The sequence below is a fragment of the Marinobacter sp. VGCF2001 genome, assembly GCF_049943275.1.
In the GTDB taxonomy this organism is placed as follows: Bacteria; Pseudomonadota; Gammaproteobacteria; order Pseudomonadales; family Oleiphilaceae; genus Marinobacter.
Genome location: NZ_JBNFVX010000001.1, coordinates 637,612 through 664,096, shown reverse-complemented (window position 1 = coordinate 664,096; position 26,485 = coordinate 637,612). Strand labels below are relative to the sequence as shown.

Sequence of the window (26,485 nt, the reverse complement as noted above, 5' to 3'; positions counted from 1 at the left end):
ATCCCGGCCAGCCCACAATGTTTGAGGCCTGGACCGATCTACCCTGAAAACCCCGCGCTGGTTCACACTGGCGCGGGGTTTTTCGTTTTTTTGTCATGAACTTGCGCCATGGCTTTGTTAGACTCGGCTACCAGTTTTTAAACGTGCCAGCTGCAATGACTGAATCCCGACCAACATCGTTTCCCGGCCCGGGCAGGCTGTTTGTCCTGTTGCTGCTTGGCGTATTGGTTTACGGGGGTGCCCTGATCGCACTGGTTCCGGCGGGCTGGCTTTGGCAGCAGGCGTCTGGGCGGGTTCAATTGCCGGAGCAAGTCAGCGTTCAGCAGGTCTCCGGGCGTTTATGGGATGGCGCCGCCGTGGTTGTTCTGGCGGGATTTCCTGTCAGAGTGCAATGGCAGCTTGAATGGCCATCGTTATCTGGACTGACTATGCCGCTGGCGTTTTCCGTTTCCTCATCGCAATCCCGGGTTGAAGGGTCTGCTCTGGCTGGCTGGCCGGGCAGCCTGGATGTCCGGGCCACTGGTTTGGTCACCGTTGCCGAATTTGAACCGCTGATTCGCCAGAGCGGTGGGGCCATGATTGAGGGATCGGTCACAATTGATCGGTTCACCCTGTCCTTGGCCGATGGCCGGCTGCAGTCTGCCGATGGCCGCGGGCGTTGGGGCGGGGGTACCGTCACCTGGCCAATGGGCAACCGGAGGGGCCAGGCCGAATTTCCCCCCATGCAGGCCAACCTGGACACCGTCGAAGGCGGCGTTGCCCTGATCGTCAGTGAGCAGGAGGGTGACGGGCCGGCTGCTGATGCCAGTATTCTCTGGGATGGCATGATGGAGGTCAGGGTATACAAGCGTATGGTTGATCTGGCACAGCAGCCCTGGCCCGATAGCGCAAGGCCCGGGGATGTGGTGTTCCGTGTCCGGCAGCCTTTGCTGCCAGGGGGGCTATAAGGTGCCGAAGCGCTCTGTGGATGGTCTGGAACGCCGGTTGAGAACACTGGCCCATCTGTTGTTGGTTGTGCTGGTGGTTTTTCTGGCCGTGGAGCTCGCCAGAGTCACCTGGCTGTTTGCCTGGAATGACCGGCCGGTGCCGGAGGTCTTCGGCCAGGCCTCGGGCGTGATCGCGGCAGATAACCGGTTCGTGGATGCCCCACTTGCAGGCTATGAGTTTTTCGGGCGACCGGAGAACCAGATGGGCGTGGCGGAGGTGGTTCGGCGTTCCGCGCCCGAGACCGGCCTGCGGCTGCGCTTGGAAGGTGTGCTGGTTGGGCAGCGGCCGGAGGACTCCGGTGCTATAGTTGCCGGAAGCAACGGTGAAACCGAATATTACCGTGTCGGCGAACAATTGCCCGGCAACGCGGAGCTGGCGGAGGTGGAGGCCGGCAGAATACTGCTTCGCCGCGGGGGCCGTTACGAGTCGCTGGCCTTCGAGGAAGAGGCCGACATGGAAACGCTGGTTGCTGAAGCGTCGTCGCCGCAGGCTGAGTCGCCGGATACCTACCTGGCAAATGCCAGGGCGCGGCTCGAACGCGAGGGCGCGGCAGCGCTGGCAACCTATGGCCTGAGACCCGGCGAGAATCAGGCAGGCTATGTGTATGATGGCTCCAATGCCATGCTGAACGCGGTGAATCTACGCCCGGGCGATGTCATCACGGCTGTGAACGGCCAGCCTCTGGGTGATATTGAACAGGATAAACAATTGCTGGACAGCTGGCGTAGCCAGCCCCGGTTGGATATTGAAATTGAACGTGACGGAACCCTGCTGACAGTCAGTTACGCCATACCCGAGCAATGGCGTTGACGGGGTACTTAAAACAAACAGGACGAAACCTCCAGATGTACAATCATAAGATCCATCTTTTCCGTGCCCTTCTGTTTGCGCTGTTGCTGCCGCTGGCCTCTTTGGCCCAGGCGCAGGGTGAAACCTGGAGACTTAACCTGAAAGATGCCGATATCCGGGCCTTTGTCACCCAGGTGGCCGATATCACCGGTTACAGTTTTGTGGTCGACCCCCGGGTTAAAGGCAAGGTTACCGTGCTGTCCAGCGCACCCATGAACAAGGATGAGATTTACGACCTGTTCCTCGCGGTACTCAATGTGCATGGTTTTACGGCCATCCCGGGCGAAGAAGTGGTCAAAATTGTCCAGCAGGTAGATGCCAAACAGTCTGCGGAAAATCTCGACCGGTTTCCCCGAACCCCTTCCGAACAACTGATCACCCGGGTTATCCAGATTGATAACGCCAATGCGCTGGAACTGGTGCCGATTCTGCGGCCACTGGTCGCCAAATACGGCCACCTGGCGGGCGTTGCGGCGGCGAATGCCCTGATTGTCAGCGATCACGCTTCCAACATTGGCCGCATCGAACAGATTGTCCGCGAGCTGGACAGCCCATCAAAGTATGAAGTGGAAGTGATTCAGCTCGACGAAGCCTGGGTCGGCGACATGGTAACCCTCCTTCAGGAATTGGCGCCCGAGGAACTGGGGCGGGCCGGTGGCGACAACGCCGCGCGCAAATACAGTGTTACCGCCGATGAGCGCAGTAATCGCCTGATTCTGCGGGGTGATCAGACCTTCAGGGACAAGATGCGCGGCCTGATCCGCCAGTTGGACCAACCGTCGGCCAGTGGCGGGACCACCAAGGTACTTCGTTTGCGCCACGCAGACGCCAAAGCGCTGACTGAAATCCTCAAAGGCGTGATGGGAGCGGTGGCCAAAGAGGGCGGTGCTGGCGGCGCTGCCAGTGGGGCCGCTGGCAACCCGAACAGCAATTTTTCGGTCTTCGCGGATGAGGGGCTGAACGCTCTGGTTGTACGCGGTGATCCGTCTCTGATGCAGGAAGCGGAAGAGATCGTGGCGCAGCTCGATGTGCGCCGCGCTCAGGTGATGATTGAAGCTGCTATCGTTGAAATCAGTGATGAGCTGGGAGACCAGCTTGGCGTGCAGCTGGCGGCGGGTGATGAGTCTGCAGGCTCGTTCCCGGTATTGGGAACCAACCTGACCAGCGGTCAGGGGATGGTGGGGCTGAATTCGGTCATTGGTGCTCTGGTGGGTGACACTATCCCCCAGCTCGGGGGAGGCCTGACGGTGGGTGCTGGCCAACGGGATGAAAACGGCGTTACCTGGGGCGTTCTGATTCAGGCGCTTTCCTCTTCCTCGGCGGCCAACCTGCTGTCTACCCCAAGCATCATTACCCTGGACAACCAGGAGTCGGAGATTATCGTTGGCCAGAATGTGCCTTTCCGCACCGGTGAATCCACAGTGACCGGCGATGGCACCACCAATCCATTCACAACGATTGAGCGGCGTGACGTGGGCCTGAGCCTGAAAGTGACCCCGACGATCAGTGCCGATGGTCTGGTCCGGTTGGTGGTTGAACAAACCACGGAAGATATTTCCACCACGGCCGTGGCCAACGCATCGGACTTGATTACCAACAAGCGCGAAATCAAGACCACGGTGCTGGCCGATGACGGCGAGACGGTCGTGCTGGGTGGTTTGATCAAAGACGATTATCAGGTAAGCAAGAGCAAGGTGCCTTTGCTGGGAGACATCCCGGTGCTGGGCCGACTGTTCTCATCGGAGAGCGAAACCCGCGTCAAGCGCAATCTGCTGGTGTTTCTGCGCCCCACCATTATGCTGGGCAAGGCCGAGGCGACGGCGGCCACAACCGAGAAGTTTAACCGTCTCTGGAACGTCAATCTGGAAGTGCGTGAGAAACTTGGCCTGCCCGCGGGAGCGGCCGATCCGTCGGTGGATATGCTGTTCGAAGGGCGCCGACAGTAAGTTCTCAGCCCGGGTAGCGTGGTTGAACGCTGCCCGGGCAGCCTGCTCATGATTTGCCAGATCAGGTCCCGCTACAGCGGAGGCATGGGGCAGTCGAGTTGATCGGCCACCAGCCGCATCAGTTCATATTCTTTTACATCCACTTTACCGTCGTGGCTGATGCAATGCCCGCAGGCATCAATAATCGCGGGCTTCAGCAGCGGCGAAAGCTGATTCAGCGTGTTCAGTGCCTGCCTGAGGTCTTTCTGGGTTACCCGGGGGTGTATGGCTTCCTGTTTCCCGTCACCAAACCCTGACAGGGCCTCCCGATAAAGCCGCTCAGCGGCGTCCGGGGCGCCAGTGCCGGCTCGGGCAAACAGGCTCAGAACCTTTTCCACCGCGGGTTTCACCTGGCGGAAACTGCGATACTTCACAGGAATAGCCTGCCCGGCGCCATTGCCAAGGTGGCGCCACAGAAAGGTTGTGAGTGCCAGCTCAAACAACGTCACCCGATTGTCGGCCTGAACCAGTATCTGCACATTACTGAGAAGAACTTTGCGCTCCTCGGGATCCAGTTTCCTCAGCGCCGGCATCGCCAGCTCCATCACCGGAAAGCGTGCCCGCTCGCCAAGTCGGCGCAAGGCAGGCACCAGTTTGGCGAGCAGGTCGGGCTGGGCGCCCAGTACTGGATGCTCGTCGATCAACGTCAGCTTTTCACTTTGTTCGGCCGGGTCCAATTCATGGATGATCAGGCCATAGCAAAGCTGAATCGCACCGGCCCGGGTATAGAGCAGGTTGCGGAAGGTGGCCGGTAGCTGCTTCAGAAGGCCGCTGGCAAAGCGTTCGCTGTCTGCCGACACCGTGCCCACCCGGCCTGACAGCGCGGCGGTCGGGGCGGAAGGTTGTTCTGCAACGTGGCTCGACAGCGGAGAAAGGCTGTATTTGCCGGTGCTTTGTGCAGGCTCGACAACCTGGCCTACCAGATCGGCGAAGCCGCCTTTCTTTGCGCTCTGGTTGTGCCCTTGCCCGCGCGATACGGGGTGTGTGTCTCGCAAACGGCTGCGCAGCCGTGCGATCAGCCCGGGCTGGATTGCCTGGATTCGTTCATCAACCGGCGGATGGGAGGCGAGGAGCGAGGTGAATTTCATCCGGGCGGCCTCGCCAAAGCACATATGATTCATGTCGCTGGCGTGGCTGGTGGTATCGAGATAGCCGCCTTTCATGCCAATCTTGAATAACGCCGAGCCGATCCCTTCCGGATTGCGGGTGAACTGAACCGAAGACGCGTCTGCCAGCATCTCCCGCTGCCTGGAGACAGCCGACTGGATTAATCGGCCAAAAAACACGCCAAGGTAGCCAATAATCATCAGGGCCAGGCCGATCAGCCCCATGGCGGCCTGAGCCCGGCCATCCCGGTTGCGGCGGTAGCCACTGCTGTAGAATCCGGCGCGAAGCAGAAACTGGCCAATCTGCCCGATCATCAGGATACCGGCCAGCAGGGCGATCAGCCGCACGTTGATGCGCATATCGCCATTCAGTATATGGCTGAACTCGTGCCCCACAACGCCTTGCAGTTCATCTCGGTCGAGTTGTGTCAATGCGCCATGGGTGACCACCATCACTGCTTCGCCCGGCGTGTAACCGGCCACAAAGGCGTTGATTCCGGTTTCCTGATCCATCACGTAAAGATCCGGCACCGGCACACCACTGGCAATCGACATTTCTTCAACGATATTGCGAAGTTTGCGCTCCTCCGGGTCGTTTGTATCCGGGTCGATGGCGCGTGCGCCGACCATTCGGGCGACACGAGAGCCGCCGCCCGCCAGGTCCACCCAGCGCACCAGCGAGCCGACGCCGATAAGGGCAATGACCGCTCCTGCGGTGGTCAGGCCATGGCTGGAGAGCAGCCAGTGCTGAAAGGGAAGGCCGGAAGTCTGGCTGCGGGTAACCATATAGGCCACCACGCAAACGGCAAGCGTAATGAGCGTGACGGCCGTCAGGAACAGAATGGTTAACAGGCCGGTATTGCGTCGGGCGCTGGCCTGGCGCTGGAAAAAACCGGGGCTTGCCATGAATCAGGCCTCAGAAACTGACTTTGGGAGCCTGGCGAGCCTCCGGAGACTCCAGTTGTAATTGCGCAGTTTCCTTGAATGCGAACAGCCCGGCAATCACGTTATTGGGGAATTTCTCCCGGAAGATGTTGTATGACATCACACCGTCGTTATAGGCCTGGCGCGCAAACGCTACCCGGTTTTCGGTGCTGGAGAGCTCTTCCATTAATTGCTGAATGGTCTCGTTGGCTTTTAATTCCGGATAGTTTTCGGCGACGGCGTAAAAATTGGCAAGGGCCTTGGTCAGCAGGTTTTCAGCACTGCCCAGCCGCTGGATTTTGGTGCCGTCACCGGGGTCGCGGGCGGCATCTTTCTGGGCGCTGACGGCATTGTTGCGGGCTTCCATCACTTGGGTGAGCGTAGACTTTTCATGATCGAGATACGCTTTGGCCGACTCCACAAGATTCGGAATCAGGTCGTGCCGGCGTTGCAGCTGAACGTCAATCTGCGCGAAACCGTTTTTGAACTGGTTACGCAACGAAACCAGCTGGTTATAGATGAACACCAGATAGAGGATGACGACGGCAATAACTACGAGACCGATAACAGTCGTTCCCATGACTACTCCTAAGGGCTGAAGGTTCAGGCGTTATTTTCCACGATTCGGGCGTGAAAAGTCTGTATGAAATTCTCAAAATCTTTGGGCAGCAGCGGCCTGGAGAAGAAATACCCCTGGGCAAGGGCGCACCCCCGCTGGGTGAGGTAGTACTCCTGCTCTGCAGTTTCCACCCCTTCGGCGATCACCGTCAGATTCAGGCTTCTGCCCAGATCGATGATCGTATTGGCTATGCGGGTGTCTTCCTCGTTGATCAGGAGATCGCGGATGAACTGTTTGTCGATTTTCAGATGCTGCACCGGCATCTGTTTCAGGTATGTCAGAGAGGAATAGCCGGTACCGAAATCGTCAACTGCAATACTGATTCCGGCACGGTGCAGTCGGTGAAGCTTGGCAACGGCATCCGCGAGATTGGTCATAAAGCTGGTTTCGGTGACTTCCAGTTCCAGCCGGCCAGCAGGAATTCGATGCCGTGCAAGGGTGTTCAGGATATCGTCGACAATGGATTCCTGGCGCAACTGGACCGCCGATAAGTTCACCGCAATGCGCAAATGCCTGCCTTCGCTGGCCCAGCGCGCGGCCTGCCAGCAAGCCTGATCCAGTACCCACTGGCCGATCTCGACAATGGAGCCGTTGGCTTCGGCTACCGGAATGAAATCGTCCGGGGGGATCATGCCACGACCGGGGTGCTCCCAGCGAAGCAGCGCCTCGGCGCCAATCACGCGCCGCGTTTCCAGGTTGATTTGCGGTTGGTACACAAGATGGAATTCGTGGTTGACCAGCGCCTGGGCCAGGTCTTTCTCCATCTGCCTGCGTTCGCGGATTTCCTGGTCGATACTGGCCACGTAAAACTGGAAGTGATTGTGCCCGGCCTGCTTGGCCAGTGCCATGGTCTGTTCCGCGCTCTGGAGCAGACGGTCCGCCTGGTCTGCATCGGAGGGGAATAATGAGATGCCCAGTGTGGCGGTCATCGAAATGCGGTGATTTCCCGAGCTAATAGGCGAACCGATTGTGGCAAGGAGTTTTTCCGCCGTTTCTGCTGCCTGGAAACCATCACGAAGGTGCTTTTCAACAACAACGAACTGATCGCTGCCTAACCGTGCAATGTTGAACCGGTCAGAGCAAAGGTTGGCCCGAAGGCGGCTGGCAACGGTCTGTAGGATGGTGTCGCCGGTGCGGAAGCCGCACTGTTCGTTAACGGATTTGAAATCGTCGATGCCGCATACAGTCAGCGCCAGGGCGCCGTGTTTTTCCTGAGCGCGTTCAATGGCTTGCTGAAGCTCTTCCATAAAGGCATCGCGGCTCGGCAGCCCGGTGAGGGTGTCGTACCGGGCAAGCCGGTTGATTCTGTCTTCTGCCTCCCGGTGCTTCTTCTGGGTGTCGCCAATGGCCACCAGCATATTGTTGGTGGCATTTACCCAAAGGCCCAGTTCGTCAGCACGATGACCGTCAGGCATGGTTACCAGCCGATCGTCCGGGTGTGCCGGATCGACTTTCTTGACCGACTGCACAATGCGCAGCAGCGGCCGGGTGAGCAACAGGTGGAAGACCACGAACAGGACAATGCCAAGAATCATGGCCAGAGCAATTCCCGAGGCGAAGGTCACCAGCGCTCGATTCAACCAGGTGCGGGCGAAGGGCGCTGTGTCGTAATGGACCTCCAGGAAACCGTAAATCTGATCCGGGTTGCTATTGCGGGTCAGGGTTTCACGATATTCCCTGACCTGCCCAAAAATCGGGTCAGTCAGAGGTCGATAAGGCGTGTCCTGCAGAGGACGCAGGCGCTCGCCGAGTTCATCGCCGTCCGGATGGGTGATGCGGGCCATGTGAATGGGTTCAAGGGCAAAAAGCCCGTCGACCACTTGCTGGGCCAGTGTGTCGTCGATGCTGAATACGGCCTGGGTGGCGGAGTCTTCTACCATCGACAGGGTTTGTGCCGCCTCGCGCTCGAGCTCTTCCGACACGCGTTCCGCATCGAGCACCACCTGTATAGCGCTTACCAGCGTGCCGCTGAGCAAGGCCACGATAAGTACCCATCGGAGAATGCGGGATCCAAGGTGGTTTTCTACTTCAAATGCTTGTTGCATCCGCTGTTTTGGCTCATCTGTCGGATTGATTCATTAGCACGCCGTGAAGGGTTCGGTCAGGCACCAGTGACAGTATGGTTCAGATTCCTTTCAAGTTCATGGAGTATGGCCGATTTTTTCAGAGAATCGTGCCTGGCCGTGTGTTGATTTGTTTCGCTTTGTCGCCATCAGATACAGAAACGCCCGCAGGGCATACCGTGCGGGCGTTTCCGGTGCGGGCAGGCGCGTCTTGCACCTGCCTCTGCTGGACTTGGATCAAGCCAGGTTTTCGTTAACGAAGTCCCAGTTAACCAGGTTCCAGAAAGCTTCCAGATAGTTCGGACGGCTGTTCCGGTAGTCGATGTAGTAGGCGTGCTCCCAGACATCAACGGTCAGTACCGGCTTGTCGGCACCGGTCAGCGGTGTTTCAGCGTTGCTGGTGTTGGCAATGGCAACACTGCCATCAGCCTTTTTGACCAGCCAGGTCCAGCCCGAACCGAAGTTGTTGGCGGCCTTGTCGTTGAATTCTTTTTTGAAGTCTTCGAAAGAGCCGAAAGCCTTCTCGATGGCTTCTTTGGCTGCGCCTGTGGGCTCGCCGCCGCCGTTCGGGCTCAGGCAGTGCCAGTAGAAGGTGTGGTTCCATACCTGTGCCGCGTTGTTGAACAGCGGGCCGCTGGCGCTTTTGATAATGTCTTCCAGCGACTTGTTGGCATTCTCGGTACCTTCAACCAGGCCATTCAGCTTGGTTACGTAGGTGTTGTGGTGCTTACCGTAATGGTACTCCAGGGTTTCCTGAGAGATATGCGGTTCCAGTGCGTTTTTTTCGTAAGGCAATGCGGGAAGTTCAAATGCCATGAGGTCGTTCTCCCTGGTTCTCTCTGTTTATGTGTGTTGACTCTCTCGCAATATAAGGGCGGTTTGAGCTAAATCAACCCTTTGTTGTGAGAGAGCTTTTAAACTCGGGGCTGCCGGGCAGGAACTGGGCACAGTTCCTTACCCGCCAGACCAGTTCCTGATAGTTGTCTGCCAGTATATTTACATGGCCGAGCTTCCTGCCCGGGCGCTCCCCTTTGTTGTAAAGGTGGAGGTGAGCGTAGGGCAGTTCCAGTATCCGTTCAATGTCGCCATGCTCGCCGATGATGTTGATCATGCAGCTTACGCCCCGGGCGGCGACGTTGCCGAGCGGGTGGCCGCTCACGGCACGGATGTGATTCTCGAACTGGCTGGTCATGGCCCCTTCGATGGTCCAGTGGCCCGAGTTGTGAACTCTGGGTGCCATTTCATTTGCAACCAGACCGTCGTCTGTTTCAAACAGCTCAAGTGTCAGTACGCCGACATAGTCCAATTCGTTCAGTAGCCCCTTGATGTATTTCTCGGCATCTTGCTGAACGTGTGGCTGAAGGCCCGGTGCCGGTGCGATGGAGTATCGCAGAATGCCCTCGTGATGGGTGTTCTCGGCGATCGGGTAAAAGGCCACATCGCCATCTTCGCCGCGAACCGCGATGATTGAGACTTCGCGCCTGAAGTTGACGAATTTTTCGACGATGACCCTCGGATGCCCGATGGCGGCCCAGGCCTCTTCTGCCTGTTCCGGGTTTTTAAGCACGGCCTGACCTTTACCGTCATAACCTTCGGTGATGGACTTGGCAACCACGGGGCAGCCCAGCGTTTCCGCCGCGGCTTGAAGCGACTCGGCACTATCGGCCACCTGCCACTTCGGGGTGGGGATGCCCAGTTGCCCGAAGAGCGTTTTTTCAGCCTCCCGGTTCTGGCAAACCTGCAGCGCACGGGGGCAGGGGTGAACCGGCTTGTGTTGCGCGAGTTGTTCGGCAACGTCAACGGGAAGATGTTCAAACTCGTAGGTCACCCGGTCAACCCGGGACAGAAAATCCTCCAGGTATTGGCCGTCGCGATCGACGATCACTTCACCGAGGCCCGCGCTGGGGTTGCCAGACATATCGTAAAAGACGAATTCTTTGGCCAGAGGATATCCGGAGAGCGCCAGCATCCGCCCGAGTTGCCCGGCTCCGAGCACACCGATTTTCATTCGAAATCTCCTGCTGTATCACGGCTCGCCGACTGTCAGCGAGGTGTTATTGGTCTCTGGGGTCAGGGTTATCCAGAATCGTCTGGGTCTGATTGCTCCGGAACTCTTCCACAGCCTGGCGGACCTTGTCGTCGAAGGCGCCGATAATCTGAGCCGCCAACAGGCCGGCATTGGTGGCACCGGCCTTGCCGATGGCTAAAGTGCCAACGGCAATGCCGCCGGGCATTTGTGCGATAGAGAGCAGCGAGTCGAGCCCGTTCAGTGCCTTGGACTGAACAGGCACACCCAGCACCGGCAAGGACGTTTGTGAGGCCACCATGCCCGGCAGATGCGCTGCGCCACCGGCACCACCGATAATAACTTTCAGCCCGCGTTCAGCGGCCGTTTTGGCGTAGTCAAATAAAAGATCCGGCGTGCGGTGGGCTGAGACGACCCGGGTTTCGTAGGGCACGCCAAGTTTATCGAGCATATTGGCGGCGTGTTCCATGGTGGGCCAGTCAGATTTCGAGCCCATGATAAGTCCAACAAGCGGCTGCATAAGCAACAGTCCTGTGATAATTGGAAAGCCGGCCATTGTATGTTCTGCCCAGTTGCCGTGCAACACGACAAGCCGCGCTGTCTGGCACCGGGGGGCTTTCTTTCCGGGTCGTCATTTTAACCGGTGCGTAAGTGCGGGTATTATCGCAGGTTATACAATTCAACTATCCATTCTCAGGAGCTGTAATGGAACCCATTCGCCCAGACAAAGACGAGCTGCGAGCAGAAACTCCGGCAGGCGCTGCAGAAGCCCGCGCCCCTCGGGGTGGTAACGAGCCCGGGGTTGGCAATGGTGGCTCCCGGCCGCCCGCAGCCTCCGGCGGTCGGCCCGGGGGTAAGGGCGGCGGGCGAATGCTGGTCTGGGTGGCAATTCTCGGGCTGGGCGTGGTGGCTGGCGTGGGCTGGTATGGCCAGGGGCAGCGGATTGCGGTGCTGGAAAGCCAGTTGGAAGAGGCCGATTACTGGGCCCGGCAGAGTAAGCTGGCACTGGCGCGCTTCGAGGGTGAATTGTCGGAAACCGGCGAATCCTTGCAGGAACGTGGTGCTTCGCTGGACGAAAAGATTGCAGCCAATGCGGAAAAGGTGGGCGTGGCCAACAGCGAAATCCGGAAGCTCTGGGTAGTGGCCAATGAGCGTAATCGGAAAAAGCTCGACGAGCATGGTCAGAGGCTTTCAGTGCTGGAGCAGCAATTGGCGGAAACCGGAAAATCCGTGTCTGATCTGGCCACCACGGTCGACAAGGTTCAAACCGGCCTGGGTGATGATATCGCTCAGTTGGGCCAGCGCCTGGATACGTCACTGCCGGCCCTTGAACAGGCAGACAGGAAGGCCGAGTCGCAACTTGCGGAGTTGAGCCGGCAGATTGGCGATGTGGATCAGGTGGTGGAGGGGCGTCTCCGCCGCTTCGAACAAGAGCAGGCGCTGGGCATGGATGGCGTTGAGAGCCGTCTATCGGCGCTGGAAGCCCGCAGTGAAAGCCTGGCTGGTGCCAGCGATGTCCGGGCGCTGCAAAACCGATTGGCAGAATTGGCCAGAACGGTGGAGTCTATTGATGCCTCCCGGGCCCAGTTGACGTCGCGCCTGGTCCGCCTGTCGGAAGAGGTCAATCAGCTCAGGGCGTCTGGCCCGGGGCAGTAGCGACGGAAGGGGTGAATGTAACGGTTTGTATTCATCCCTTGCGGTAGCTCTCATTTCTCTCGGTGGTCAGTTGTTATGATCGTCTCTACTCGATAAGGGATGAAGAGTGAATAACAATGAAAATCCGAGTGCCTTTCACAAAACAAGCTGCCGTTGCCGCGTGTTTTCTGGTGCTGTCCGGCTGCACGGTTTACCAGTCCATCGGCAAGAGCGTGGGCGGCTTCCTGCATCCGGTGTCTGGTCATGACTTTGTTCACATTGATACTGACCAGTGGAACCAGAACAACGCCCTGCTTTATTTTTATCGGACCCACTCCCAGTGGGCGGCAGACGAAATTGAATCTCCGAGCGTTTACATAGACGACAAGCATTACTTCAATATACGAAATAACAGTTTTACCTGGCTGGAAGTGAGCCCGGGCGAACGCCATATTGCCATGCGTCGGCCGTTGTTGGGGCTGGAAGGGTTGAACTCTTTCAGTCTCAGCCTGATCGCAGACGCCACGCTGAAAGTGGAGCCAGGCAAAATTTATTACCTGCGGTACAACGAACTGGCTGAGCCCGCGCGACCACATCCGGATCTCGACCCGGAACATCCTTTGGCCGCAGGCGATCTGCAGTTGGTATCACGGGAGTACGCCATGCAGGCTGAAGAGATTGTTTCCACGTTATTTCTCAACAGCGACCTGCTGGCGCCCAACCACGCCGCTACCTCTATCGTTGAAGTCAACGAAGATACCGATTATGAAAAGCGCAAAGAGGCGCTGGAGCAGGAGCGGCAGATTGAGTTAGAACGGCTGCAGCAAGCGGGCCAATATGAGGAGCCCTCCTGGTTCTGGCCGTTCGGCGGCGGGCCGGCGGTCGCCCTGGAGGCGGATCGCAAATTGAAAGCGCTGGAGCAGGAATACGCGCAGCTGGAGCGGGAGCGCGAACGCCGGGAGGAAGCCGAATCGACCGGCTGGTGGATTTTCTAGGTGCTGTCTACACTGGGAAGGTTCCGTGCTGTGAGATAAAAACAATGTCATTGAAAGAACAGTTCCTGCTTCGTATTGAAAAACTGGCGGGCCAAGTGGGTCCGTTACTTGAAGAATCCTGGCGAGATGCGCGCCAACGTATAGATGACCTTAATCAGGCGTTGGCCAGCCAGGCGGTGCCCGGTGAGCGCCGAGCCCGGGTAAGCGAGCTGGCTTTGAGGAGTAAAGGCCAGCAGGCGGGGCAGGGGTCGGCAAAGATTCACGCCTTTCCCGGGCAGGAAAAGGCGTCACAAGACTCTGATTTTGAGCAATAAATGTGCACTTTGTGGTGTCGCCAAAAAAACTTTGATTATTTTCGGAAAAACGTTTGACACTGTGAGCGAAATGCTTAAAATGCGCGTCTCACTTGGTTGAGACAGCAACGCTGAATCAGCAAGCGCGAAGCGCAACAAGTGGCTGTTTTGGGCCTGAAAAAGAGTAAGGCCATGAAAGTGGGTGGTTAGCTCAGCTGGGAGAGCATCGCCCTTACAAGGCGAGGGTCGCAGGTTCGATCCCTGCACCACCCACCACTTTCAAAGCAGCAGCAAGGTTCAGTCTTTCTGAATCGATGCGGAGCGGTAGTTCAGTTGGTTAGAATACCGGCCTGTCACGCCGGGGGTCGCGGGTTCGAGTCCCGTCCGCTCCGCCACCTTATTCTGGGTGGTTAGCTCAGCTGGGAGAGCATCGCCCTTACAAGGCGAGGGTCGCAGGTTCGATCCCTGCACCACCCACCAGATTTGAAAAAAGCAGACCTTCGCGGTCTGCTTTTTTTGTGCCTCGAAAAAAGTGCCGGGCGCTGATTGCCTGCAGAAAGGTCGACGCAGAGCAGAATGGTGCGCCGACCTTTACTCCAACAGCCTTCCCTGGGCTACTTGCCGATCAGGGACTGGCCGCACACCCTGACGACGTTTCCGTTTACGCCAGCCGAGGCCGGGTTGCAATACCAGGCAATGGTCTCTGCGACATCCACCGGTTGGCCGCCCTGAGACAAGCTGTTCATGCGCCGGCCGGCCTCTCGGATGGTGAACGGCATATCGGCGGTCATCTGGGTCTCGATAAAGCCTGGCGCGACGGCATTGATGGTGATGCCGTTCTTCAGGTGTCGGGCCATGGATTCAACGTAACCGATCACCCCGCTTTTGGCGCAGGAATAGTTGGTCTGGCCAAAATTACCGGCAATGCCGCTGATCGAGGAAATGCACACGATCCGGCCGTTCTCCCGCATCAGATTGCGCTCTGCCAGTTCTTCATCAATCAGCTCTTCTGCTGTCAGGTTGACGGCAATGGTCATATCCCAGAAGTGCTCCGGCATATTGCCCAGAGTCTTGTCCCGGGTAATGCCGGCGTTGTGAATGACAAAGTCTACGCCGCCGGTTTCTTTCTCAATGAAATCGGCGATCAGCTTGGGCGCTTTTTCATCGGTTATATCACAGGCCAGTGCTTTACCGTTCAGTGGGCCGGTTACTTTCTGGAGTTCGTCGAGTGCCGGTGGAATGTCCAGCCCGATGATGGTCGCGCCGTCCCGGGCGAGGGTGCTGGCAATGGCAGCGCCGATGCCGCGGGAGGCGCCGGTGACCAGGGCCACTTTCCCTGCCAGCGGCGCGACCGGGTTGCCGGCTTTGGCGTCGCTGGCCTTGCCGATGCGCACCGTCTGCCCGGAAACGTAGGCAGAGCGAGCAGACAGGAAGAAGCGAACAGAGGCGTCGAGCTGGTTTTCGGCGTTGGGGGCAATCCACAGAAGGTTCGCGGTGGATCCTTTTTTTCCGATCTCTTTGCCGACGGCCCGTACAAACCCCTCCAGTGCTTGTTGTGCTGCAGCCTGCGGGGCTTTTCGGCAAGTGTGCGGGTCCTGGCCGATAATCAGTACCCGGCCGTTCGCGGCCAGTTTGCGGATGGTGGGATGGAAGAAGTCATACAGGGCGCGCAGCTCACCGGGTTTCTGGAGGCCCGATGCGTCGAAAATCAGAGCCGAGAACCGGCCATCGATATCGCCGGTAACATCGAGTGCCTGGGCCCTCGTGCTGGCCTTGGCCGACTCTGACAGGTTCTCCGGGCCAGACGCGTGATGCAGGGTCGCCGGGCTGGCGCTGACAATACTGCCAAGGTTCGCGATGGCGCGCGCACCCTGGCCGGCGCCCACCAGGATATCTCCTTCAATAAAGGGCTGGTCCACACGCTTGAGGCGTTTCAGTGGGGCGGGCGAAGGCAAGCCCAGGGACTGGGCGGCGGTTTTGCCTACCGGGGTATTCACGAGCTTGAGATAGAGGTCAGACATATGTTCTTCCTTGTATACCTGGTTGTTTGCAACTTAGCCTAAAGGGTAAGGGATCTGCTGGCTATTGTATTGACTGAACGCAGGTTGTGCGTTGTCAGCGTTGCCAATGAGAGACCGCCGGCAGGCGCTAGACTCACTAACAGTATTGGCTTATCAAAACAGAATTATCTGACTCACAAGGAAGCATTGCGATGGCACAGGCAAAGACAAAGAAAGCGTCAGCAACCCCGGCAGCGGCAAGCCCCGGCGTACGGCGAGTGGCGGTTGTCGGTGGCAACCGGATTCCGTTTGCCCGTTCCAATACCGCTTACAGCAAGATCAGCAATCAGGAACTGTTAACGGCGGCACTCAGAGGTTTGGTTGATCGTTTCAATCTGGACGGAAAGCGAATGGGCGAAGTGGTTGCCGGGGCAGTGATCAAGCACTCCCGTGACTTCAATCTGACCCGTGAAGCTGTGCTCAGTTGTGGCCTGGCGCCGGAAACCCCGGCCTATGATATCCAGCAAGCCTGTGGAACCGGGCTCGAGGCCGCTATTCTGGTGGCCAATAAAATTGCTCTGGGTCAGATCGAGTGTGGTATTGCCGGCGGCACTGATACGACATCCGATGCGCCAATCGGAGTAGGCGAGGGTCTTCGGCAAATTCTGCTGGATCTCAACCGGGCCAAAACCACGACAGAGCGCCTGAAAATTCTGGGCCGTTTCCGGCCAGGACATCTGGTGCCGGAAATTCCCGAGAACGGAGAGCCGCGTACCGGAATGTCCATGGGGGATCACTGCCAGATCACCGCCAAGGAGTGGAATATTGCCCGGGAGGATCAGGATCGTCTTGCGCTGGAGAGTCATCAAAAGCTGGCGCGGGCATACGATGAGGGGTTCTTCGAGGATCTGGTTACGCCGATGGCGGGTCTCAATAAAGACAACATTCTGCGCCCGGACACCACGTTGGAAAAGCTGGCGACACTCAAGCCCTGTTTTGACCGTGAAAATGGCACCATGACAGCGGCCAACAGCACGGCGCTGACTGATGGGGCATCGGCTGTGTTGTTGGCCAGCGAAGAATGGGTGAAGGCTAACAATCTTGAGGTGCAGGCCTGGCTGACCTTCTCCGAGGTGGCTGCTGTGGACTTCGTTGATAAGAAAGAAGGGTTGTTGATGGCGCCGGCCTATGCCGTGCCGCGAATGCTGGAAAAGGCCGGCCTGACTTTGCAGGACTTCGACTTCTATGAAATTCACGAGGCATTTGCGGCGCAGGTGTTGTCTACGCTCAAGGCCTGGGAGGATCCCGGTTTTTGCCGGGAGCGGCTGGGGCTGGATAAGCCGCTGGGCAGTATTGACCGGGACAAGCTGAACGTAAAAGGCTCCAGCCTTGCCACGGGGCACCCGTTTGCCGCGACTGGCGGGCGCATTGTCGCCACCCTGGCCAGGCTGTTGGAGCAGAAGGGCAGTGGCCGCGGCCTGATCTCGATCTGTGCCGCCGGTGGCCAGGGCGTGACGGCTATTCTGGAGCGCTGATTCTGAAAGGATAGGTAATAACCGAGGCAGGCTTTGACAGCGAGGCGTCAGGTCTATACTATTCGCGCCACGTTGATCGGGCAGTTACCGGTTAATGACAAGTTTGATGCGGGATGGAGCAGTCTGGTAGCTCGTCGGGCTCATAACCCGAAGGTCGTTGGTTCGAATCCAGCTCCCGCTACCAAAAAAAAGAAAGGCAGGTCAGTCAACTTCACTGATCTGCCTTTTTTGCTTTCTGGGTGGCAAATATTTTCTGTGGCCAGTGTCGCTGGATGATGCCCCTTTCTGAACGAGCAAAAGGAGCCCTCTGATGTTCACTCGGCTACTTGGCGTTGTACGCCCCCTGCTGCAGATGGGGCTGATCCCCCAGATTACCATCGGCATTGTGGCCGGCATACTGCTGGCCGTCTTCCTGCCTGGTACAGCCCACTCGGTTTCTCTTCTCGGGCAACTGTTTATCTCCGCCCTGAAAGCTGTGGCTCCGATACTGGTATTTGCTCTGGTGACGGCGGCCATTGCCAATCATCGCCAGGGGCAACCAACCCATATCCGTGGTGTTCTGTTGCTCTACGTTATCGGTACTCTGGTGGCGGCCGTGGTGGCCGTAGTCGCAAGTTTTGCGTTCCCGACCGAGCTGACACTGGAGTTGCCGGAAGTGAGCGGTAACCCGCCCGAAGGGGTGCTCGAGATCTTGCGAAATCTTTTGCTGAGTGCGGTGACGAATCCGGTCAACGCATTGATGGAGGGTAATTTCATCGCCATTCTGGCCTGGGCCGTGGGTTTGGGGCTGGCGTTGCGCAATGGCAGTGAGAGCACCCGCGATGTGGTTAATGATCTGTCTGATGCCATTTCCGGCATTGTCCGGGCGGTTATCCGGTTTGCGCCTCTGGGGATTTTCGGGCTGGTCGCCAACACACTGGCTGACACCGGTATTGTTGCGCTTCTGGAATACGGTCGTTTGCTGGGTGTGATTGTCGGCTGTATGTTGTTCGTGGCGCTGGTAACCAACCCTCTGATTGTCTTTCTGCATACCCGCCAGAACCCATACCCGCTGGTTTTTGCCTGTTTGCGTGGCAGTGCCATCACCGCCTTTTTTACCCGCAGTTCGGCCGCAAACATTCCGGTCAACCTGAATTTATGTGACCGCCTCGGCCTTGATCCTGACACTTATGCGATCTCCATTCCCCTGGGTGCCACCATCAATATGGCCGGCGCTGCCATCACTATTTCCGTTATCACGCTGGCCGCGGCCCATACGCTGGGCATTGCCGTTGACTTCCCGACCGCGCTGTTGCTGTGTGTGGTTTCCTCTGTGGCAGCGTGTGGCGTGTCCGGCGTGGCTGGTGGCTCTTTGCTGCTGATCCCGCTAGCAACCAGCCTTTTCGGTATTTCCACTGAGGTGGCCATGCAAGTCGTTGCCATCGGCTTTGTGATCAGTGTGGTCCAGGACTCGACGGAAACGGCACTGAACTCATCAACCGATGTGTTGTTCACGGCAGCAGCCTGCCGTTCGGCAGAGGCTCGTGAAGTATCATGACCGCCGGCCGCCAGAATCTGGTGTTTATCGGTATGCCCGGTAGCGGAAAAAGTACGGTTGGGGTGCTGGTCGCCAAGCGATTGGGGCTCGGGTTCGTAGACACGGATTTGCTGATTCAGGAAGCCGCCGGGCGAACGCTTCAGGAGATTGTTGACGAGGATGGTTACCTGGCCCTGCGCCGAATTGAAGAGCGGGTGTTGCTGGGGCTCGACGTTGAGGGGCAGGTTATCAGTACGGGAGGGAGTGCCGTCTACAGCCAGCAGGCGATGAGTCATCTGGGCCGGAATGGTACGGTGGTCTTCCTCGACATTCCGCTGGACGAGGTTCAGCGGCGTATTGGCGATTACAGTCTGCGCGGCATTTCCCGGCGTCCGGATCAGTCACTGGAAGCCTTGTTTGCCGAACGCCTGGCGCTGTACAACCGCTACGCAGACCTCACCATTCATGGCCAGGGCCTGAATCAGGAACAGGTGTGCCAGGCGGTCATTGATGGCCTGGCGGGTTAGGGAAGATTTTCCCGCCAGCGCTTTACCCGAACCTGGTCCTTGATGACATCGACGACTTCCACGATCAATTGAATGAGAGCATCGTTCCGGGACTGCTCGTGTAATTCGTGATCAGGCTCTGGCAGGAAGACGTTGACGATGTCCTCGACGAACGCGTGATTACTGGTCGAACCCAGGTCTTCGAGTATCTGGTGAATGACATTGGCGACGATATCGCCGACGGCGTTCTCAAGGGTATCCTGTATGGTGGGCCCCACCACCGGCAGGTATTTCAGCCTGGAAAGCTCCAGATTCTGCTTCAGGGCTTCATCGACCCGATTCTCCATGTAGGCCCGCAAAGCACCGCGATTCGGTACGTAACCCTCCTGAGCGGCCAAGGCTACCCGTTCCGATAGCCAATCGGCCAGCATTGCCCGGCGCGGGTAAAGAATGTCCTGCTGAATGCGATCGAACAAAGGCGAGCCCTTTTTTACCTCCTCCTGAACTCCGGTCAGGACTTTGATCACGATGCGGTCAGACAACTCCTCCATGAAAGCCTCATAGTAAAAGCTCACAAACTGGAACAGCCGGGTTTTGGTGAAATCGATAATTTTGTACTGATGCAGCCGGTATATGATCGAGATGACGCGCAGGATTCTGAGGAATCGCAGGCTACCGACCGGAATACAACCGACCAGATCGTACCAGTGAATGAACGGGTAGAAATACCACCGGTCATAGATCCCGGCTTTGATGGAATAGCCCCAGCGCACCACAAACTCGCTCAGAAATATGGACACGAAGATCAGGTCGTAGAAGATAAATCGCTCGTGGATGGGATGATAGGCCGCCTGAAGAGCCGGGGTATAATCCCGGAGCAGGTTCTGCACGGCGACAAACCCGTAGATAGAGTCCCAGATGATGAAAGAAAGGTTGATGATCAGCAGGCCAAGCATCAGAAAATCGATGAGAAACCAGATTAATTGATGGCTGGATTTCAGATTTTCGCGGTTTACATGAAGCATCCGTAAGGCCTGTCTGTAGCTCTATAAGTGCCTGACAGGTTAGCCTATTTCCAGAACCGGAGCGAGAGTGGGCGGGGCATCGCCGGATGCAGTATGCTGCTAGTCTTGGTAATGCGGGCGTGGATAGTGTTCAGGGCTGTGAGAGATGCCCCCGGGTCCGCGACCGGAAATTCTTATGTTTTTACCTCAGGGCGGCCTTCCTTAGATGCGGTTATTCGTGACTCACAGCCAGGCAGTAATCAGATTGGGCGTGTGGCTACTGTTCTGGCAGTCCGGGCTGGCTTTTGCCAATCAGGTACGGGTGGAGGTTGAGGGTGACTACAGCCCTTTGCAGGAAAATGCCGAAATATTGCTGGGTGAGGTTGAGGACAGGACCGCAGATGGCCTCCGTCGTTATGCCTCCAGTGCGGTAGATACTGTGAGAGAGGCTTTCCGGGCATTGGGGTATTACAATCCGGAGATTCGCTGGCGGGTTGATCAGCCAGACGCAGCGCCAGCGGAACTGGTGCTCTCTGTTGTGCCCGGGGAGCCAGTGCGGGTGCGTTCCCGGGAAATTGACATCCAGGGCCCGGGCGCCGACGATCCGGGCTTGATTCGGGGCCTCCCGGAGCCCCCCAGGGAGGGCGATATCCTGAATCACGGAGAATACGACAGTCTGCGCCAGGCCATTCGGAATCGGGCGGGCCGTCTGGGGTATTTTGATGGTGAGTTTACAGAGCGCCGGCTGGCGGTCGATCCGGATGCCAGGACGGCGGATATACGAATTGGTTTCAAGACCGGCGAGCGCTATCGGCTGGGGGAGGTCAGCTTCCAGGAGGGGCATGGTTTTGACGAGCAGTTGCTGCGTCGCTTCGTAACCATTAAACCGGGTGAACCGTTTCATGCCGATAAAGTCGCGCGACTGAATCGGGACCTCTCCAACAGCGGGTATTTTTCCAGCGTAGACATCAACGCCTCACCGTCCCGGGCCGAAGATGGCGTTATTCCGGTTAGCATTGGTCTGAATCCCCGGCCGCCACGATCGGTGTCTGCAGGTGTCGGGTTTTCGACTGATGTGGGGCCTCGGTTTCGGGGCAACTGGCGGGAACACTATATTAACCCGGAGGGATACAAGCGGGGCGCCGATACCGAATTGTCTGAACTGCGCCAGAGCATCAGCGGCTGGTACGAACTGCCGCTGGACCCACCCATGACGGATTCTATTCGTCTGGGTACGGGCTACCAGAGGGAGCACGTGGAAGATGTCGAGTCCGAGCGGCTGACCCTGGGGCAGCAATGGAATCATCAGCTTGATAATGGCTGGATGCAGGTGCTATCGATGCGCTGGGAGGGCGAGCGCTTTAGATTTGGCGACGACAGGCGCGAAACATCGAGCCTGCTGTTGCCTGGTGTCAGCTACTCCAAACTTCAGGCCGACTCCCCCCTGGATCCGTCCCGGGGCTTCCGTGTGCAGCTGGATTTGACCGGGGCTCACCGCGCGGTGCTCTCGGATGCCGATATTTTACACGTCAATGTGCTGGCCAAGGGTTTGTATACCTTTGCCGACAAACACCGTTTTCTGGCCCGCTTTAATTTGGGGGGAGTTGCCACCAACAGTTTTGCTGATGTTCCCCCCTCGTTGCGTTTCTTTGCTGGTGGTGATCAGAGCGTCCGCGGCTATGGTTATGAGACGCTCTCGCCCAAGGACAGCAGTGGCAACGCCATCGGTGGCAGGTATCTGATTGTCGGCAGCGCCGAGTATCAGTATGAATTCGTCAGCAACTGGCGGGTAGCCGCCTTTGTCGACGAGGGCAACGCTGTCGACGATCTTTTTGACCCGCTGGCAACCGGTGCGGGCGTAGGCATTCGCTGGGTCAGCCCGGTTGGCCCGTTGCGCCTGGACGTAGCCCGGGGATTGAACGACGACCTGGGGGGCGGCTGGCGTATTCACTTCTCTATGGGGCCGGAACTGTGACCGAGACCAGCCGCCAGAATAATCAGCCGCAAGCGCCCGGCAGCCCGAAAAAACGGCGCTGTTGGTTCTGGCCGCTGGTGGTTGTGCTTGTGTTGGTCTTTTTGCCATTGATTTTGCTGGCCATCATCCTGCTGGCGTTGCGCAGTGAGACTGGAACGGCGTGGGTGATTGATCAGATACCCGGCCTGCAAACGCAGGCGGCGACAGGGTCGTTGTTCGGCGCATGGCGGGCCGAACAGGTGCGTTGGCACGGGTATGGTCTCGGTGTGGAGGTTGATCAGCCGGAAATTGACTGGTCCCCGTCTTGCCTGTTTGAACTTGAGTTGTGTCTGGACACGCTGAAGGCGGCCCGTATTGACGTCACTCTGCAGGATACGGCGGAGGCCGGGGACCAGGCCCGGGGCACTATTCAGTTGCCGACCATCAACTTGCCTGTGGCGATCAATATCACGGAGGTCCGTCTCGGGAGCCTGACCGTGAACGAGAACCTGGTCTGGAACCGTTTTGAACTGTCGTCACGGGCGTCCGGTGCCGCTGTCGGGATTGACGAGTTGGTTTACGAGCGTGGCAATATTCGGGTGAAGGCCGACGGTCGGGTTGAGATGCGGCGTGACTGGCCGCTGAATCTCGCGCTGGCTGTTCAGTTGCCGCCGCCTGAGGGGGATGACTGGCAACTCGCCCTTGACCTTTCCGGGAGCGCCAGGGATCTCCGGGTGAACGGCGCCAGCACCGGTTATCTTGAGGCTCGGGTAAACGGCACTGTGCAGCCTCTGGATCCTGAGCTGCCGGCGCGGCTCCAGCTTCAGTCCAAAGAATTTCTGGCTCTTCGTTCCCTTCCCGAAACCCTCACGCTGGGCCAGTGGCAACTGGCCCTTGACGGTACGCTGGCGAGCGGCTTCGACGTGCGTACCCAGGCAACATTGCCGGCGTCGACCGGGCCGGTGGAGGCGGTTGTTGAGGGCCTGGTTACAACACAGGGAGCTTCCGGGGTCTCCGTCTCGCTGCTGGCACGCAATCCGGATAAAACGACGGAAGGGCGCTTTAGCGCAAACGGCAGTGTGTCATGGAGCGAGGGTATCAACGCCAATGCCGATGTCATGCTGGACCGGTTTCCGTGGTATGGGCTTATTCCGGATTTTGAGAAGCCACCAGTTGACCTTCATCGCCTTGATGGTCAGGTTCGATACAGCAATGATCGTTACCAGGCAGAGCTGGAGGCGTCTGTGGATGGCCCTTTGGGTGAAGCTGAACTGACATCGAACCTGGAGGGCGACCTGGCGTCAGTGAACGTGACCCGGCTGAACATGACCACAGGCGCCGGCTCGCTGTCCGGTGAAGGTACGCTGGCCTTTGCCGGCCCTCTGGCCTGGGATGCCCAACTGCAACTCGACCGGTTCAATCCGGGGTACTGGCTGCCGCTGCTGGAGGCACGCTTGAATGGCACGGTCCGCACCCGCGGCCAGTTGTCGGCGGATGCTTTGCCAGAACTGTTTGCAGAGCTCGATATCAGCGGCCAGTGGCGACACCAGAATGCCAAAGCGCAGGGGCAATTACTGACTAAAGGGCAGGACTGGGTTGTCGAAAATCTGTCGGTCTCGGTTGGTGATAACCGGTTGCAGGGGCAGGGGCGTTATGGCCAGTCTCTTGAGGGGGATCTGAGTTTCGATTTGTTGGCCCCGGAACAGTTGATGGCGGCGCTTGAAGGCCGGGCCAATGGCCGGTTGCAGTTGTCCGGTACCCCGGACGCTCCGGGCGGTAACTTTGTATTGGAGGGGAAGGATCTCAGCTGGCAGAAGCAGTTCCTGGCGGCCGATGCCAAGCTTCAGGCTGAACTGAATCAGCAAGGGGCCCTGACCGCGGAGCTTTCCGGGACAGATCTTCAACTGGCGGGCCGGGAGCTGGACAACGTGCTGGCTTCGCTCAGCGGGACCCGGCAACGCCATACCCTGTCGGTACAGGCCGAACACTCCGAAGCCGCGATAGAGTTGGAGTTTGCTGGTGGTTTTACCGAGGCATGGGCCGACTGGCAGGGCCAGTTGGCCGGGGGGCAATTGACGGTTCCCGAGCCCGGGCAGGTGTGGCAACTGGCATCGCCGGCCGCGCTTACCTATGTCGACGGAAAGCTGGCGTTCGGGCAGCATTGCTGGCGGTGGCAGCGAAGCTCCGTGTGCGCCGGCGATCAGAGATTGTGGCCTGATCCCGTGATTGCCTACGAAATCCGTGGCTTTCCGGCCTCTGCTTTGGCGCCGTTACTGCCAGAGACACTCCAGTGGCAATCGGCAATTGATGCCGATATCAGTCTGGCGCTCACCGATGCAGGGCCCGATGGCCGAATCCGTGTTGATGCTAACGCCGGCTCATTTGCCGTACTGGCGCGTGACGACTGGCAGTCCCTCGACTTTGACACGCTGGTTCTTGAGGCTCGCCTGAAGCCCGATGATGCCAGGATTACCCTGGATTTCAGTGGCCCGGAACTTGGGCGGTTTGCTATGGACCTTGCTGTGGATCCGCTGGCCAGCGCTCGCACGGTACAGGGGGACTTCCGCCTTGAAACCCTCGATCTCGCTTTCCTTTCCGCCCTGACTGGTCTGGAAGACGTTCAGGGCCAGGTCAACGGAAATGGGCGATTATCCGGCCCGTTGATGAAGCCGGAGGTCTATGGTGAGTTGGTGCTGAGCGACGGCCGCGTCTTCGATCCCGCGCTGCCGTTGCCGCTTGAGGAATTGCTCGCGGTGCTTGAATTTCAGGGTCAGTCCGCTCGGCTCAGCGGACGCTGGCAAAGCAACGATCGGAGCCAGGGCGAGCTTGCCGGCAGCCTGAACTGGTCGACAGAGCCGCAGTTCGAGGTGAATATCAAAGGTGAACGTTTGCCCGTTACGCTTGAGCCTTACGCACAGCTTGAGGTCGAGCCGGATCTTGATATTACCTTTAAGGAGGGGGCGCTATCGGTCTCCGGCCGCGTTGATGTGCCCCGTGGCGGGATTGAAATAGAGAGTGTGCCACCGTCGGCGGTTTCGGTTTCTGAAGACGAGGTCATCGTGGGGGTGGAGCGGGAAGAGCCTGCGATCCGGGCGTTGTCCATGGATGTAACGGTGGTGGTGGGTGAAGATCAGGTTACGTTTGATGCCTTTGGTGTAACCGGCAACCTTGAGGGCACTTTGCGGGTTGGCAACAACATGGATACCCGGGGCGCGCTGCAGTTGGTCGAGGGCCGCTACGAGGCGTTTGGTCAGGAGCTGGAATTGCGTCGTGCCCGGATTCTTTTCGTGGGAGCGCTGACGCGCCCGTATCTGGATATCGAAGCGGTCCGGGAAGTGGATACCGTGGTTGCCGGGATACGCTTGACCGGTCCGGTAGACGAGCCCGAAACCAGTGTGTTTTCCGAGCCCGAGATGCCCCAGAGCGATGCGCTGTCTTATGTCATTCTCGGGCGGCCACCCAGGGGCCAGGGCGATGAGGGGCAGATGAGCCAGGCGGCTCTCTCTCTGGGGCTTACTCAGGCCAGCAAGATTACCCAGGGTATTGGCAATGAGTTGGGAATACGTAACTTGATCCTGGAAGCTGAGGGCTCGGGAGACCAGGCGTCAGTAGTTGCCAGTGGTTACATTACCGATGATCTCAGCATCCGTTACGGGGTTGGTATATTTGAACCGATCACCACAGTGGCACTGCGCTATGACCTGGGCCGCTATTTCTATCTGGAAGCCGCCAGTGGTCTGGCGGCTTCCCTGGATATCTTCTACACACGAAACTTCTGACACGCTCTGCGGTTGACCGGAGCGGTCAATCCAGTTCGAAGGTTGCACTGACCGAGGCCTGAATTTCTCTTGGCCCTACGCTGGAAACGGCGTCGCCGGCCATTTTGGATTCTGCCATCATCACCGGCGCGGGGCGGTGGCCGCCGTTGATGTTCATGGAAACCACATCGCCGCAGCGCATATCGAGTTGCTCCGCCGCAAAGTCACACCGCTTTCTGGCATCTTTGATCGCGCGTGCCAGAGCTTCGCGCTCAAGCGCCGGTTCATCGGAATGGAAAAACATCTGGCTACCCAGATGGTACTGCAGGCCCACTTCGTTTGCGCTACTGATCAGGCGGTTCAGTAATTCCAGATTCTGCACCGAAAAACTCACTGTCTGCCGGGCTACCGACCGTTGTTCGGGCGGTTGGTTCTGCTCTCTCGAAGGCACTGTGCGGGTGTAGACACTGAGGTTGGCGTCGGAATAGTCGTTGAGCTCGTCGCGGTACCCGGCAATGGCCTCGCGCCACTGCGCCATCATGGCTGACACTTGTTCAGTCGCCGTCGCGGCGTTGTCGTGCTCGGCCATGGCGGTGAATTGTAGCCTGGCACTGTCAGGCTCATAACGCACAATGCCCTGGCCGTTCAGGCTCAGTTCGCCGGCGTTGACGGTGAGCGGCAGCACGGAAAGAGCAGCGGTCAGCGCCATAACGGAGCGGAATTTGACCAT

At 58.3% G+C, this 26,485-nt stretch carries 20 protein-coding genes and 4 tRNA genes; 15 read left to right on the top strand and 9 right to left on the bottom strand.

Annotated elements, in window-relative coordinates; genetic code table 11:
• Positions 1-155: 155 nt before the first annotated feature.
• The 3 genes from gspN to gspD are packed head-to-tail and all read left to right on the top strand — an operon-like array spanning position 156 to position 3,782.
• The gene (gene gspN, locus ACP2AU_RS03105) at positions 156-947 is read left to right on the top strand and encodes a type II secretion system protein N (protein ID WP_426374375.1); all 792 of its coding nucleotides are present in this window, start codon (positions 156-158) and stop codon (positions 945-947) included.
• Between the two features lies 1 nt (position 948).
• Complete coding sequence (locus ACP2AU_RS03100) at positions 949-1,797, top strand: type II secretion system protein N (RefSeq protein WP_426374373.1); 849 nt, start codon at positions 949-951, stop codon at positions 1,795-1,797.
• A gap of 35 nt (positions 1,798-1,832) precedes the next feature.
• Positions 1,833-3,782 carry a type II secretion system secretin GspD gene (gspD, locus tag ACP2AU_RS03095; RefSeq protein ID WP_426374371.1) on the top strand — a complete coding sequence of 650 codons (1,950 nt, stop codon included), beginning with the start codon at positions 1,833-1,835 and terminating at the stop codon, positions 3,780-3,782.
• A 71-nt stretch (positions 3,783-3,853) separates the two neighbouring features.
• On the opposite strand, the gene ACP2AU_RS03090 is transcribed toward gspD, so the two are convergent.
• The 6 genes from ACP2AU_RS03090 to purE all read right to left on the bottom strand — a co-directional run bounded on the left by ACP2AU_RS03090 (position 3,854) and on the right by purE (position 11,079).
• Positions 3,854-5,833 carry a M48 family metallopeptidase gene (locus ACP2AU_RS03090; protein WP_426374370.1) on the bottom strand — a complete coding sequence of 660 codons (1,980 nt, stop codon included), beginning with the start codon at positions 5,831-5,833 and terminating at the stop codon, positions 3,854-3,856.
• 10 nt (positions 5,834-5,843) lie between these two features.
• The gene (locus ACP2AU_RS03085; RefSeq protein ID WP_426374368.1) at positions 5,844-6,431 is read right to left on the bottom strand and encodes a LemA family protein; all 588 of its coding nucleotides are present in this window, start codon (positions 6,429-6,431) and stop codon (positions 5,844-5,846) included.
• 23 nt (positions 6,432-6,454) lie between these two features.
• Positions 6,455-8,515, bottom strand: coding sequence for a putative bifunctional diguanylate cyclase/phosphodiesterase (locus ACP2AU_RS03080; protein ID WP_426374366.1), 2,061 nt, complete (start codon positions 8,513-8,515; stop codon positions 6,455-6,457).
• Positions 8,516-8,770: 255 nt separating this feature from the next.
• Positions 8,771-9,349, bottom strand: coding sequence for a superoxide dismutase [Fe] (gene sodB, locus ACP2AU_RS03075; protein ID WP_011785497.1), 579 nt, complete (start codon positions 9,347-9,349; stop codon positions 8,771-8,773).
• A 73-nt stretch (positions 9,350-9,422) separates the two neighbouring features.
• Positions 9,423-10,541: a 5-(carboxyamino)imidazole ribonucleotide synthase gene (locus ACP2AU_RS03070; RefSeq protein ID WP_426374363.1), complete on the bottom strand. Its 1,119-nt coding sequence runs from the start codon at positions 10,539-10,541 to the stop codon at positions 9,423-9,425.
• A gap of 46 nt (positions 10,542-10,587) precedes the next feature.
• A complete protein-coding gene (gene purE, locus ACP2AU_RS03065) occupies positions 10,588-11,079 on the bottom strand; it encodes a 5-(carboxyamino)imidazole ribonucleotide mutase (RefSeq protein WP_426374361.1) in 492 nt (163 codons plus the stop codon).
• A gap of 185 nt (positions 11,080-11,264) precedes the next feature.
• Between purE and ACP2AU_RS03060 the strand changes: the two genes are divergently transcribed.
• From ACP2AU_RS03060 to ACP2AU_RS03035, 6 genes are all read left to right on the top strand, one after another.
• Positions 11,265-12,215 (top strand): hypothetical protein, encoded by a 951-nt coding sequence (locus ACP2AU_RS03060; RefSeq protein ID WP_426374359.1) that lies wholly within the window; start codon positions 11,265-11,267, stop codon positions 12,213-12,215.
• Between the two features lie 116 nt (positions 12,216-12,331).
• A complete protein-coding gene (locus ACP2AU_RS03055; RefSeq protein ID WP_426374357.1) occupies positions 12,332-13,189 on the top strand; it encodes a DUF2846 domain-containing protein in 858 nt (285 codons plus the stop codon).
• A 44-nt stretch (positions 13,190-13,233) separates the two neighbouring features.
• Positions 13,234-13,503, top strand: coding sequence for a hypothetical protein (locus ACP2AU_RS03050; protein WP_426374355.1), 270 nt, complete (start codon positions 13,234-13,236; stop codon positions 13,501-13,503).
• Between the two features lie 179 nt (positions 13,504-13,682).
• Positions 13,683-13,758: transfer RNA gene (locus ACP2AU_RS03045), tRNA-Val, on the top strand.
• 42 nt (positions 13,759-13,800) lie between these two features.
• Positions 13,801-13,877, top strand: a tRNA-Asp gene (locus ACP2AU_RS03040).
• Between the two features lie 9 nt (positions 13,878-13,886).
• A tRNA-Val gene (locus ACP2AU_RS03035) sits at positions 13,887-13,962 on the top strand.
• A gap of 134 nt (positions 13,963-14,096) precedes the next feature.
• Here ACP2AU_RS03035 and ACP2AU_RS03030 read toward each other — a convergent pair.
• Positions 14,097-15,503: a 3-oxoacyl-ACP reductase gene (locus ACP2AU_RS03030; protein ID WP_426374353.1), complete on the bottom strand. Its 1,407-nt coding sequence runs from the start codon at positions 15,501-15,503 to the stop codon at positions 14,097-14,099.
• A gap of 191 nt (positions 15,504-15,694) precedes the next feature.
• On the opposite strand from ACP2AU_RS03030, the gene ACP2AU_RS03025 reads away from it, so the two are divergent.
• The 4 genes from ACP2AU_RS03025 (at position 15,695) to ACP2AU_RS03010 (ending at position 19,060) form a co-directional block, all read left to right on the top strand.
• Entirely contained in the window at positions 15,695-17,017 is a 1,323-nt protein-coding gene (locus ACP2AU_RS03025; RefSeq protein ID WP_426374352.1) for an acetyl-CoA C-acetyltransferase, read from the top strand.
• Positions 17,018-17,124: 107 nt separating this feature from the next.
• Positions 17,125-17,201, top strand: a tRNA-Met gene (locus ACP2AU_RS03020).
• Positions 17,202-17,327: 126 nt separating this feature from the next.
• A complete protein-coding gene (sstT, locus tag ACP2AU_RS03015; RefSeq protein ID WP_426374350.1) occupies positions 17,328-18,554 on the top strand; it encodes a serine/threonine transporter SstT in 1,227 nt (408 codons plus the stop codon).
• On the top strand, positions 18,551-19,060 hold the full coding sequence (locus ACP2AU_RS03010; RefSeq protein WP_426374348.1) for a shikimate kinase: 510 nt from the start codon (positions 18,551-18,553) through the stop codon (positions 19,058-19,060). The genes sstT and ACP2AU_RS03010 overlap by 4 nt, the downstream gene beginning before the upstream one ends.
• On the opposite strand, the gene ACP2AU_RS03005 is transcribed toward ACP2AU_RS03010, so the two are convergent.
• On the bottom strand, positions 19,057-20,064 hold the full coding sequence (locus ACP2AU_RS03005) for a hypothetical protein (protein ID WP_426374346.1): 1,008 nt from the start codon (positions 20,062-20,064) through the stop codon (positions 19,057-19,059). The two genes, ACP2AU_RS03010 and ACP2AU_RS03005, sit on opposite strands and share 4 nt — an antisense overlap.
• Before the next feature lie 205 nt (positions 20,065-20,269).
• Between ACP2AU_RS03005 and ACP2AU_RS03000 the strand changes: the two genes are divergently transcribed.
• A complete protein-coding gene (locus tag ACP2AU_RS03000; RefSeq protein ID WP_426374344.1) occupies positions 20,270-22,018 on the top strand; it encodes an autotransporter assembly complex protein TamA in 1,749 nt (582 codons plus the stop codon).
• Positions 22,015-25,776, top strand: a complete 3,762-nt coding sequence (locus ACP2AU_RS02995; RefSeq protein WP_426374342.1) for a translocation/assembly module TamB domain-containing protein — start codon at positions 22,015-22,017, stop codon at positions 25,774-25,776. Before ACP2AU_RS03000 ends, ACP2AU_RS02995 begins: the two co-directional genes overlap by 4 nt.
• A gap of 25 nt (positions 25,777-25,801) precedes the next feature.
• Here the strand turns inward: ACP2AU_RS02995 and ACP2AU_RS02990 are convergent, their stop codons facing one another.
• Positions 25,802-26,485, bottom strand: coding sequence for an SIMPL domain-containing protein (locus tag ACP2AU_RS02990; RefSeq protein WP_426374340.1), 684 nt, complete (start codon positions 26,483-26,485; stop codon positions 25,802-25,804).